The organism is Azospirillum brasilense (assembly GCF_008365405.1).
Classification (GTDB): domain Bacteria; phylum Pseudomonadota; class Alphaproteobacteria; order Azospirillales; family Azospirillaceae; genus Azospirillum; species Azospirillum brasilense_D.
Window position 1 is genome coordinate 90,102 of record NZ_QOKV01000009.1, and the last position, 12,022, is coordinate 102,123.

General features: G+C 71.7%; 6 protein-coding genes. All 6 read right to left on the reverse strand.

Annotated features, from left to right (window positions below; all coding sequences use genetic code 11):
- Positions 1-13: 13 nt before the first annotated feature.
- Genes DS837_RS15685 through DS837_RS15710 form a run of 6 tightly spaced genes read right to left on the reverse strand, consistent with a single transcriptional unit; the run spans position 14 to position 11,896 of the window.
- Complete coding sequence (locus tag DS837_RS15685; RefSeq protein WP_149165611.1) at positions 14-7,180, reverse strand: non-ribosomal peptide synthetase; 7,167 nt, start codon at positions 7,178-7,180, stop codon at positions 14-16.
- Positions 7,181-7,212: 32 nt separating this feature from the next.
- Positions 7,213-7,419, reverse strand: coding sequence for an MbtH family protein (locus tag DS837_RS15690; protein WP_109071752.1), 207 nt, complete (start codon positions 7,417-7,419; stop codon positions 7,213-7,215).
- Positions 7,420-7,444: 25 nt separating this feature from the next.
- Positions 7,445-8,200 (reverse strand): 2,3-dihydro-2,3-dihydroxybenzoate dehydrogenase, encoded by a 756-nt coding sequence (gene dhbA / locus DS837_RS15695; RefSeq protein ID WP_149165612.1) that lies wholly within the window; start codon positions 8,198-8,200, stop codon positions 7,445-7,447.
- The gene (locus tag DS837_RS15700) at positions 8,197-9,072 is read right to left on the reverse strand and encodes an isochorismatase family protein (protein WP_149165613.1); all 876 of its coding nucleotides are present in this window, start codon (positions 9,070-9,072) and stop codon (positions 8,197-8,199) included. The genes dhbA and DS837_RS15700 overlap by 4 nt, the downstream gene beginning before the upstream one ends.
- On the reverse strand, positions 9,069-10,694 hold the full coding sequence (locus tag DS837_RS15705; RefSeq protein WP_149165614.1) for a (2,3-dihydroxybenzoyl)adenylate synthase: 1,626 nt from the start codon (positions 10,692-10,694) through the stop codon (positions 9,069-9,071). Before DS837_RS15705 ends, DS837_RS15700 begins: the two co-directional genes overlap by 4 nt.
- Positions 10,691-11,896 (reverse strand): isochorismate synthase, encoded by a 1,206-nt coding sequence (locus DS837_RS15710; protein WP_149165615.1) that lies wholly within the window; start codon positions 11,894-11,896, stop codon positions 10,691-10,693. The genes DS837_RS15705 and DS837_RS15710 overlap by 4 nt, the downstream gene beginning before the upstream one ends.
- Between the last annotated feature and the right edge of the window lie 126 nt (positions 11,897-12,022).

Sequence of the window (12,022 nt, forward strand, 5' to 3'; positions counted from 1 at the left end):
CGCCCTTCCTTTCTCATCCGCCCACCGCGGCGCGGACCGGTTCCGCATCAGCCGCCGCCGCTCCGATCACCCGGTCGAGCAGGGGGCCGACGATCCGCAGGGACGCCGGGGCGATGATGTCCTCGTGCGAGCAGTGGGACAGGCGGTGGACGGAGAGGCGTCCGGTCCGGCCCGCCCAGCTTCCCTCGGGGTCGATGTCCGGAGGGATCGACTTCTCCGCGACGAACAGCGTCAATTCACCGTCGTAAACGGGGGTTCGGGCCTTCGAGAGAACCCGGATGGCGTCCTTGTAGTTGCCGAAGATGTGGCCGAACATCTCCACCTTCTCCCGCCGCAGAGCCTCGTCCATCACGTCGGCCAGAGCGTCGTTGAGGAATTGTTCCTGCTCCCGCTCGGCCGCCTGATCGGCGTCGGTGCGGCCGAGTCCGCTCCAGTCGTGCGCCTCCGCCGGATAGGTGTCGAGCAGGCCGAGGAAATCCACCCGCTCCCCCAGCCGCCGCAGCCGCACCGCCAGGCCGTAGGCGACCGTGCCGCCCAGAGAATAGCCCAGCAGATGGTAGGGACCCTGCGGCTGCACCTCGCGCAGGATGGCGAGCTGGCGGTCGCACAGCTCGTCGAGGTCGGCGCTGAGCGCCAGCGGGCCGTTGGGGCGCGGCGATTGCAACCCGACGATGGGTCGGTCCCCGCTTAGGTAACGCGACAGGACGCTGTATTGCCAGGACAGGCCAGACCCCGGATAGAGGCAGATCAGCGGCGGGCCCGACCCGTCGCGCAGGCGGATCACCGGCGCGAAACCGAGATTCTCCGGCTCGTCCCGCTCGCCCGTTTCGGCCAACAGGGCGGCCAGCCGGGCGACGGTGGGGGCGACCATGATCTGGCTGACCGCCACCGGCTGGCCCAGGTCGCGGCGGATGCGCGCGGCCAGCCGCATCGCCAGAAGGGAATGGCCGCCGATGGCGAAGAAATCGTCGTCCGCACCGATCCGCTCCATGTCCAGCAGTTCAGCGAAGAGGACCGCCAGACGGCTTTCCAGCCCCGGCGCCGGGGCGCGGCCCGACGAGGCCGCCTGGGCGCCTACCGCGGGCAGGGGCAGGGCCTTGCGATCAAGCTTGCCGTTCGGCGACAGGGGCAGGGCGGCCAGCGTCACATAGGCGGCGGGCAGCATGTGCGGCGGCAGCGTGTCCCGCAGAGCGGCGCGGATGGCCGCCTCGTCCAGAGCGTGGCCCGCCGCCGGGACGAGATGGGCGATGAGCTGGCGCTGGTCCATGCCCGGCTCGGAGCGGCCTCCGCCCAGCGCCACAGCGGTCACCACCGCTTGGGCCACGCCGGGCAGGGCGGCCAGCGCGCTTTCGATCTCGCCCAGCTCGATGCGCTGGCCGCGGATCTTCACCTGATGGTCGGTGCGGCCCAGATACTCGACCGAGCCGTTCGGCAGCCAGCGGGCGAGGTCGCCGGTGCGGTACATGCGCCGCCCGTGATCGAAGGGATCGGCGACGAAGCGCGACGCGGTCAGGCCGGGGCGCCCGAGATAGCCGATGGCGAGCTGGTCGCCGCACAGATACAGCTCCCCCACCGCGCCCGGCGGGACAGGGCGCAGGGCGTGGTCGAGGATGCGGAGCTGCGTGTTCCACACCGGCCGGCCGATGGGAACGCCGCCGTCCCCCTCGATCCAGGCCCCGGAGGCCGGGCAATAGGTGACGTCCACCGCCGCCTCGGTCGGGCCGTAGAGGTTGTGCAACTCCGCGCCGAAGCGGTCGCCGAAGGCGCGCGACAGGCCCCGCCCCAGCGCCTCGCCGCTGCAGAAGACGCGGGTCAGGCTGGCGCAGACCGGAGCATCGGGACTGTGGCTTTCGATCACGCTGTCCGTGAACAGGGCCAGCATCGACGGCACGAAATGGATCGTGGTGATGCGGTGATCCTCTATCAGCCGGACCAGAGCCGCCGGGTCGCGGTGGGCCTCGGGCGGCGCCATGACCAGCCGCGCCCCGACCAGGAAGGACCAGAAGAATTCCCACACCGACACGTCGAAGCCGCAGGGCGTCTTTTGCAGGATCGCGTCGTCCGGCCCCAAAGGATACTCGTTCTGCATCCACAGGATGCGGTTGACGATGGCGCCGTGCGACACCGCCACGCCTTTGGGCCGTCCGGTGGTGCCGCTGGTGAAAATGACGTAGGCCGGGTGCTCCGGCATCAGCCCGTCAGAAAGGACAGGTGTTTCATCCCCCGCCCCGCCGTCCTTATCGACGGACAGCACCGGCACCGCGTCGCCGAACAGCGGGCGCGAGGCCGCGTCGGTCATCAGGACGCGCGGGCGGGCGTCGGACAGCATGAAGGCCAGCCGCTCCACGGGATAGCCGAGGTCGAGCGGCAGATAGGCCGCTCCCGCCTCGATGACCGCCAGGATCGACAGGCTGAGGGACGCGGAGCGCGGCACGCCCACCGCCACCACGTCGCCAGGACGCACGCCCAGAGCGCGCAGCCGCTTGGCCAGAGCGGTTACCCGCCCTCGAACGTCGCGGAAGGTCAGGCTTTCCCGCTCGTCGACCAGGGCGAAGGCGTCAGGCGTGCGCGCCGCCTGCGCGACGAGGAGGTCGCGCAGCGTGGTCCGGGGCACCGCCCGCGCGGTGGCGTTCACCGCGGCGAGGTGCCGCCGCTCCCCCTCCGTCAAGGTCGGCAGGGCGGCCACGGGCGTCTCGGGATGGCGGACCAGCGTGGTCAGCAAGCCGCGGACCCGCTCCGCCAGCGCCCTCGCGTCGGGGACCGCGCCGCGGTTCTCGACCAGCAGGGTCAGTTCCCGGCCCGGCAGCACCAGCAGGGCCAGCGGGTAGTGGCTGTAGCCGCGGTTGTGGACGCCGGCGACGCGGACGCCGTCGAGGTCGAGGGACTCGCAACCGCTGTCCGGATAGTTCTCCACGACCAGCAGCGTGTCGAACAGCGTGGCGCCACCCGCCATCGCCTGAAGCTCCGACAGGCCTAGGCCGTCGTGTTCCATCAAGGCGATGTGGCGCTCCTGGATGGCCGGAAGCTGTTCCCACAGCGGTCGCGCCGGGTCCAGCGCCACCCGCACCGGCAGGGTGTTCAGGAACAGGCCGACCTGCTCCCCGACGCCCGGAACGGCACTGGAACGACCGGAGACCGGCGTGCCGAACAGCACGTCGTCACGCCCCGCCAGATTGCCGAGAACCAATCCCCACACCGCCTGCATCAGAGCGTTGAGGGTCAGCCCCTCCGCCCGCAGCCGGGAGAGGAGGGCGTCGGTCAGCTCCGCCGGCAGAGCCAGTTCCGACTCCTCCATTGGTGCGTCACCGCCGGACCGGGCCGGGTCGAACAGGACGGTCGGGGTAGCCCCGGCCAGCGCCGCGCCCCAGGCGTCCCGGCTTGCGGACAAATCACGGGCCAGCAGGCCGTGAACCACCGCCGGATAGCCGACGGCCAGGGGCGTCAGCGCGTCGGGACCCTGCGCATAGGCCGTCAGCAGGTCGCGCAGCAGCAGCGGCGTGGACCAGCCGTCCACCACCAGATGATGCACGGCGATCAGCAGCCGATGACGGTCCGGCGCGGTGCGGACGAGGATAGCCTTCACCAGACCCAGGAAACGGTCGGTCGGGTTGGCGCGCTCCGCCGCCGCGGCCTCGATGCGGGCCAGCTCCGCGGCGCGGGTTTCCGGGATCATGCCCGACAGGTCGTGGCGCTCGAAGGGCCACAGCCCGGCGCCGCCGTCCGGCAGGGCGGGGATGACCAGCAGCGGCTCGCCGCGCCCGTCATGGTCGAACAGCCCGGCAAGCTGCGGGTGGCGGCGCAGCACCGCGTCGAAGGCCCGCCCCAGCCGCTCCGCGTCCAGCGGCCCGTCGAGGTCGAGCGCGGTGAAGGCGTTGTAGGCGCTGGCCTTTCCGCCCAACTGGCTCTGGAACAGCATGCCCTTCTGCAAGGGCAGCAGCGGCACTACCGCGGCGACCGGGCCGTGACGGGCCTCCAGCGCCGTCGGATCGATACCCTGTTGCTCGGTCGCGGTCCGGCTTTCCGGAGCCAGCGTCTTCAGGGCGAGCGCCATGCGCCGCGGGTCGCGCCCGGCGAAGACGTCGCGGGGGCGCAGCTCGAACCCGTGGGCGCGCAGGGCGCTGCCCAGCGCGATGGCGCTGATGCTGTCGCCGCCCAGCGCGAAGAAATCGGCGTCGGCGCCGACCGACGGCAGTTGCAGCACCGTCGCCATGGCGCGGCAGAGCAGCGCCTCCGCCGGGGTGGCGGGAGCCGTGCCGCCGGTCTCCGCCGCCGGGGCGGGCAGACGGGCGCGGTCCACCTTGCCGTTGACGGTCAACGGGAAGGCGTCCAGCACCACCAGCGCCGAGGGCACCATGTAGTCCGGCAACCGCTCGCGCAGCCCATGCAGCAGCTCACGGGACGTCCGCTCCGATCCTTCGGCCAGGGTGCAATAGGCGATCAGCCGGTGGCTGCCGTTCACTGCCTCCGCCGCCACCAGCGCGCCCGACACGCCGGGCAGGCGGTGAAGGGCGGCCTCCACCTCCGGGATCTCGATGCGGTAGCCGCGCACCTTGATCTGGTGGTCGGCGCGCCCGATGAAGTCGATCTGCCCATCGCCGGTCCAGCGCACCAGATCGCCGGTCCGGTAGAGCCGTCCGCCGGACCCGAAGGGATCGGCGACGAAGCGCTGGGCGGTCAGTCCCGGACGGCCCACATAGCCCGCCGCCAGACCGGCGCCGCCGATGTACAGCTCGCCCACGGCGCCCACCGGAACCGGGCGCAGCCGGGTGTCCAGCACATGGACCCGCACATTGCCGACCGGACGCCCGACCACCGGCCGCTCCGCCACCGTGACGGGCGCGCGCAGCGTGTCCACCGTGTTCTCGGTCGGGCCGTAGAGATTCACCGCCATCAGATCGGCATGGCCGCGGAGCTCCGCCCACAGGGTGGGGGAGGCCGCCTCGCCGCCGATCAGGATCAGCGTCGGGTGATGGTGTCCCGGCTCCATCAGGCCGCAGGCGAGCATCTGCGCGCAGAAGGAGGGCGGCAGGTCCATGGCGTCGATGCGCCGGCTGCGCACCTCCTGCACCAGCGCGTGGGCGTCGCGCCGCATCTCCTCGTCGAAGACGTGAAGCTCCTGCCCCAGCAGCATCCAGAAGATTTGCAGCCACGAAGAGTCGAAGGCGAAGGAATGGGTGTGCGCGGCCCTGAGGGCGCGCGACCCGTGGCGCCGCCGGACGGCCTCCAGCGCCGGTCCGTAGACCGTCGCCGTGTGGGACAGCAACAGGTTCAGAAGCGCGCCGTGGGTGTTCATCACTCCTTTCGGGCGCCCCGTGGAGCCGGAGGTGAAAATGATGGTCGCGACATGACCGGGCGTCAGAGGCGCCTTGCGCTCCGCCGCCGCGACGGGGCCGCCGGGCAGGGCGGCACAGGCGGCCAGCAGGTCGGCATCGTCCAGGCACAGAGTCTCCAGCCCGGCGGGCAACCGCCCGGCCACCGGGGCCCAGGTCAGAGCGCAGCGCGGCCCGGCGTCCTCGCACATCATCGCCAACCGCTCGGTGGGGTAGTCGAGGTCCAGCGGCAGATGGGTGCCGCCGCTCGCCAGAACGGCCAGCATGGCGACCACCGCGTCGGCGGAGCGCGGAATCGCCACCGCCACCACGTCGCCGGGACCGACGCCGCGCGCGATCAACAGCCGTGCCAGCCGCGACACCGCGCCCGACAGCTCCGCGAAGGTGATGCGGGTGTCGCCGAACACCAGCGCCGTGGCCTCCGGCGTCTCGGCGGACTGGCGGTCCAGGACCTCCACCAGGGTCGCCGGGCGCTCCGGGGCGGCGAAGACCGGACCGGCGGACCATACGGCGATGGCCGCCTCCTCGTCGGCGTCCATCACCGGCAGGCCGTCCAGCGGAGTGCCGGCCACCGCGGCGTCGAGCAGCCGGACCAGGCGCCGGGCATGGCGGGCCAGTTCAGCGGCGTCGTAGCGGGTGCGGTCGGCGCGCAGCTCCAACGCGATGCTGCCGCCGCGGGTCATCAGGCCGAACTCGAAGTCGTCCACCGGACCCGTCGCCAAATGGTGGGTGATCGCCTCGACACCCGCGAAGTCCAGGTCGTAATCGAACAGGCGGTAATTGACCACCGGGCCGTAGAGCGCCTTTCCCGACCCGACCTGCCCCAGGTCGCGGGGGATGCGCTCCGCGTCGTAGCGCTGGTGCCGGCGCGCCTCCCGCAGCGCGGACCGCACCCGCCCGGCGGCCTCGGCCAGCGTGCCGGCCCCGGTCAGGTTGATGCGCACCGGCAGCACGTTGACCACCGGCGCCATGGCGTGGACGGCGGCGGAGCCCATGCGCCGCATGAAGGGCACGCCCACCACCGGACGGGGATCGCCGGACAGCCGGTGCAGATAGACGGCGATGCCGGCCATCGCCAGATCGGCGACCGACACGCCGCAAGTCTCCGCCAGTCCGGCGAGCGCGCGGGCCAGAGGGCCGGGCAGGGCGGCGGCGTGGGCCACCACCTCCGACGTCGCCTGCTGCTCGGTCGGCTTGGCGCCTTGGACCGAGAGAGTCAGCGGCGCCGGAAAGTCCCGGCACAGCCCGCTCCAATAAGCGCGGTCGCGTGCCAAGGCGTCGGACTCGAGATAGGCCGCTTCCTCCTCCGCCACCGCGGAGACGGAGACGAAGGGACAAGGAGCCGGCGCTCGCCCTTCGACAGCCGCGCCGTACAAATCCGCGATGCGCCGTGTCAGCGCGTTGAAGCTGTAACCGTCCAGCATGATGTGGTGGTAGCGCTGGTACCAGATCCAGCGCGGTGTTCCATCCGCCCCGGTGACGTCGAACAGGATCTGGCGGCACAGCGGGCGGTCGCCGTCGGCGGGCAGGTTTCCGGCCAGATCGTCGGCCATGACAGCGCGCGCCGCCTCTTCCGGGTCGGAAACGCTGGTCAAATCGATGCGCTCCGGCTCCGTCGCCGCATCGCCGCCGCCCAGAATCTGGACAACGCGGCCATCCCTTTCGGCGAAGCGTGCGGTCACCGTGTCGGCCTCCGCCAGCCCGTCGCGGATGGCCCGCGACAGGCGCGCGGCGTCGATGGCGCCGTTCAGCTCGATGGCGTGGGCGATGACGTAGGCGTTCTTCCGGGCCGCGACCTGATCCGCCAGCCAGATGCCCAGTTGCGTGCCCAGCAGGGGGATGATGCGCATGGCCCTGTCCTCATGAGTGCTTTGAAAAGCCGTCAGGCGGCGGCGGGGGTGAGGTCGGTCCAGGCGGCCTCGATGTGGTCGAGGCAGGCGGCGCGCCCGGCGGGGCCGAAGACGGCGGTCCAGCCCTCCGGCACCGCGGCGAAGCACGGCCACAGGCTGAACTGGCCGGCATCGTTCGCCAGCGCCAGAAAGTCGTGGCGCTCGTCGTCGAAGGGGTTCACATACTGGTCGTTGGTCATCGGTTAGGTTCCTGAGATGAAAAGGCTAGCGCCCCAGCGTCGCCCCGCCGTCCACCAGCAGGTCGGCCAGCGTGATGTGGCCGGCGGCGGGGGAGGCGAGGAAGACCACCGTCTCCGCCACGTCGCGCGGCGTGGCGAGCTTGCCGAGCGGGATGCCGAGCTTGTGCTGGCCGGGATTGCCCTGGATGGTCTTCGCCGCCCCGTCCGGCCCGTTCCACAGCGCGCGCTGCATCGGCGTGTCGGTGGAACCGGGGGAAACGACGTTGCAGCGCACGCCGAAGGGTGCGAGTTCGAGCCCCACCGTCATGGTCAGGCTGGTCAGCGCGGCCTTCGATGCGCCATAGGCGGCCATGCCGATCCGCGGCACATGGGCGGCGTTGGACGACACGCTGACGATGGCGCCGCCGCCCCCGCTGCTTTTGAAGGCCGGGATCACCGCCCGCATCATGTGGAAGGGACCGGCCACGTTGACGGCGAAGCTGTCGCTCCAGTCGGCGTCGCTCATCGTCTCCACCGGTCCCATGCGCAGGATGCCGGCGACGTTGGCCAGGACGTCGATCCGCGTGCCCTCGGCGAACAGCGCCCGGCAAGTTCCGGCCACCGCGTCTGCGTCGGCGATGTCCAGAGTCACGGCGCGGTAGGGCCGCTCCCCACCGTCGTGCCAGAGGCGGTCGAAGGCGACGACGATGGCGCCGCGGGCGTGGAGCAGGTCGGCCACGGCCCGCCCGATCCCTTGCCCCGCGCCGGTCACCCAGGCGGTCCGGCCCGCAAAGTCCGTCATGCCGCCACGCGCCCGGAAGCGGCCAGCCGGGGCTCGATCAGCGCCCACCAGCCGTTGATGCTCGGCTGCGCGGCCAGTTCGGCGAAGCCGACCTCCACTCCCACGGCCTTCCAGCGGTCCACCATCTGCATCACCGCGATGGAATCCAGACCGAAATCCATCAGATTGTCGTCGTCCCCCGGTGCCTCGTCGAGCGAGGCCAACAGGATGCGCCGCAGCCCCTCCTTGCTCAGCACCGCCGCGGGGGCGGCCAGCAGGCTGTCGGAATGGATCGTCCGCCCGGCGTTGCGCGCGACGTAGCGCAGCGCCATCATGTGATCCTCGCGCGAGAAGTCGGCGATGGCGTCGGCGATCAGGAAGGGCTTGATGCCGCGCATGAAGGCGTCCAGCGCCGTCTGCATCACGCCGATGTGCGCGTAGATCCCGCAGATCAGGAGCTGGTCGCGCCCCGCCTCCGCCATCATCTCGGCCAGCGGGGCGCGGAAGAAGGCGCTGTAGCGCCATTTGGTCAGCACCCGGTCGTCGGCGTCCGGAGCCAGCGGGGCGACGATGCCCGCCAGATCCGGCTCGGCCGTCAGGCCCGGCCCCCACATATCGTTCAGCAGGCCGCGGTCGGCGTCGGTCTGCACCGGCGGCTGGGCCGTGTAGACGACCGGCACGCCCAGCGCCTTCAGATGGCGCTTCAGCCGGACGATCCGGTCGATGCAGCTGACAATGGCCGGGTTCGCCGCGCCGTAGAAGCCGACGAAATAGTCCTGCATGTCGTGGATCAGCAGGACCGCACGGGCGGGGTCGACGCTCCAGGACACCTTGTCCTGCGGCAGGTCCGCCGCGGTGGGCAGGGCGTAGGGGGCGATGGATCGGATGGTCATGATGCGGTCGTTTCCATGAGAACGTTGTCTTGGCGCGCCCGCTCGCGCAGGGTCTGCTTGTCGACCTTGCCGACGGCGGTCTTGGGCAGGTCCCGGACGAAAACGAAGCGGTCGGGCAGCTTGAAGTCGGCCAGCCCCTGGCCGCGCAGGAAGCGGCGCAGCTCCGACGGCTTGGTGCCGGGCGGGGCGATCACGAAGGCGCAGGACCGCTCGCCCATCAGCGCGTCGGGTATGGCGACGACCGCGGCGTGGCCCACCGCGGGGTGGCCGGCCAGCAGGTCTTCGACCTCCTGCGCGTCGATCTTCTCGCCGCCGCGGTTGATCTGGTCCTTGTTGCGCCCGCAGACGACGAGGTTGCCGCCCGGCGCCAGGCTGACCAGATCGCCGCTGCAATAGAACCCCTCGGCGTCGAAGACGCGGGCGTTGTGCGCGTCGGCCTTGTAATAGCCGCGGAAGGTGTAGGGGCCGCGGGTCCATAGCTCCCCCACCGCACCGGGCGGGACCGGGTGGCCGGCGGCGTCGAGGATGCGGATTTCGTCGTCGGGGCTCATCGGGCGGCCCTGGGTGTTGACCACCGTCCAGGGATCGTCGTCGAGCCGCGTGTAGTTCACCAGCCCTTCCGCCATCCCGAAGACCTGCTGGAGACGGCAGCCCAGCCGCTCCGGCACCCGTTCGGCGACGGCGGGGCTGAGCTTGGCGCCGCCGACCTGGACGACCTCCAGGCTGGAGAGGTCCTCGGCGCCGTCGGCGGCCTCCAGCCAGACCGACAGCATCGGCGGGACCAGCGCCACCCAGGTGACGCGGTGGCGCGCGATCAGCGGGAAGCAGGTCGCGGGGCTGGGGTCGCCGGCCATCACCACCGTTCCGCCGGCGTGGAACACGCCGAGCGCGCCGGGCGAGCTGAGCGTGAAGTTGTGCGGCGCCGGGAGGGCGCAGAGGAAGCGGCAGGACCCGTCCAGCCCGCAGATCTCGACGCTGCGGCGGACGCTGTAGAGATAGTCGTCGTGGGTGCGCGGGATCAGCTTCGGCGTACCGGTGCTGCCGCCGGACAGCTGGAAGAAGGCCACGCCGGACGGATCGGCGGCAGGGGCTGCCCCGGGCGCGTCCTCCGCCAGCGCACCGCCGTCGGCCCAGGCGAAGCCGCCGATCCCGTCGTCCGCCGGAGCGCCGAGCAGGAGCAGCCGCTCCGGCCCGACCGTTTGCCCCATCAAGGCGGCCAGGGACGGGTCCCCCGCCGACAGCACGGCCAGGGCCGGCTCGATCTGGCGCGCGTAGGCGGTCAGCTCATAGACGCCATGGCTGTTCAGCGCGTTGACCGGCACCACCCCGCAGCGCAGCAGGGCGAAGAAGACCAGATAGAACTCCGCGCGGTTGGGCAGCCGGACCAGCGCGGTGTCGCCGGGCCGCAGGCCACGGGCGCGGAAGGCCGCGGCCAGACGGACAGACAGGCACTGCAGGTCGGCGTAGCGGAACCGGCGCTCCCCGCAGAGGATCGCGGTGGTCTCCGCCGCCGCACCCCGGTGGCGGTCGATCACGTCGGTCAGCGGGTCGCCGGTCCAGTAGCCCTTGGCGCGGTAGCGCTCCGCGAACGCGGCGGGCCAAGGCGTGAAGGGAATGGTCACGACGCCAGCTCCACCGGAAGGTCGGTGTTGGATGGCCGGGCGGACGCGACGCCGAACAGGTTCAGCATGGTGATCAGCTTGGCCGCCGTTTCCTCCCACTCCGCCGCCGGATCAGAGTCGGCGACGACGCCGGCTCCAGCATAGAGCCGCAGATGCCGGCCCTGGACCAGCCCGCAGCGGATGGAAAGGGCCCATTCGCCGTTGCCCCGGCTGTCCATCCAGCCGACCATGCCGCCGTACCAGTTGCGGGCGTAGCCCTCCAGCCGGTCGATGGCGTCGCGGGCGAGGTCGGTCGGCGTGCCGCAGATCGCCGGCGTCGGGTGCAGCGCGTGGGCGAGCCGCAGCGACGACACCGCGGGATCGGCCAATTCACCGGTCAGTTCGGTGGACAGATGCAGCATGGTCGGGGTGCGGATCACGCTGGGCGCGTCTGGCACCGACAGTTGGCTGCAATGGCCGGCGAGCGCCGCGCGCACCGCCTCGACGACGTAGCGGTGTTCCGTCCGGTCCTTCGTGGAGGTGAGCAGGGCGGCGGTGCGCTGGCGCTCCACCTCGGCGGATGGGCTGCGCGGGGCGGAACCGGCCAGCGGGTTGCTGGCCACGGTCCGCCCGGTCTTGCGGATCAGCAGCTCCGGGCTCGCCCCCACCAGCGTCTGCCCATAGGCGACCGGTGCCGCGAAGACGTAGGCTCCGGGATTCTGCCGCAGCAGGGCGCGCAGCAGGCGGCCCGGCGCGAAGGCCTCGCGCGCTTCCACGTCGAGCGGGCGCGACAGAACGACCTTTTTCAAAGCGGTGTCGCGGAACAGGTCGATGGCCTGGGCCACCGCCGCTTCGAAGGCGCTGCGTCCCACGGTTTCTTCGATGGCGTTCAGTGCGACGGGGTCGGGGTCGGCGGCCATGCGGCCGGCGTCCTCGTAATCGCAGTGCTCGGGGATGAACAGGCGGGCGTGCTGGCGTCCATCGAAGGGAACGGCGCCGACCAGGATGGGATTCTCGACACCCTGGGCCTTGCGGCGGCGGAAGGCGCGGTCCAGCGCCTCCTCCCACCGGCCATCGGCGAAGCTGCGGTCGTCGAGCGCGACGTCCAACCGCTCGTCCACGCCGTAGGCTTTCAGGACGCGGCCACGCGAGGCGAAGGCAAAATCCGGGTCGGAACGGCCGCCGAGCGGCCGCTCCCCGGCGGGCAGGGGTAGAACGTCCATGGAAACACGAGCCTCCACTGTCCATCCGCCAGCGCGGACGACGTTGACTTGGTCGGAAAAAGCGCGCCGTTGACGGTCCGTGTGGGCGCGGGAATCATCACCGGCGTTCTGCCGGAGCCATGAGCG

Bases quoted from the DNA above. Each gene is read 5' to 3' on its own strand.
- dhbA (WP_149165612.1), bottom strand. From the start codon at position 8,200: ATGACGGACTTTGCGGGCCGGACCGCCTGGGTGACCGGCGCGGGGCAA.
- DS837_RS15690 (WP_109071752.1), bottom strand. From the start codon at position 7,419: ATGACCAACGACCAGTATGTGAACCCCTTCGACGACGAGCGCCACGAC.
- DS837_RS15710 (WP_149165615.1), bottom strand. From the start codon at position 11,896: ATGGACGTTCTACCCCTGCCCGCCGGGGAGCGGCCGCTCGGCGGCCGT.
- DS837_RS15700 (WP_149165613.1), bottom strand. From the start codon at position 9,072: ATGACCATCCGATCCATCGCCCCCTACGCCCTGCCCACCGCGGCGGAC.
- DS837_RS15685 (WP_149165611.1), bottom strand. From the start codon at position 7,180: ATGCGCATCATCCCCCTGCTGGGCACGCAACTGGGCATCTGGCTGGCG.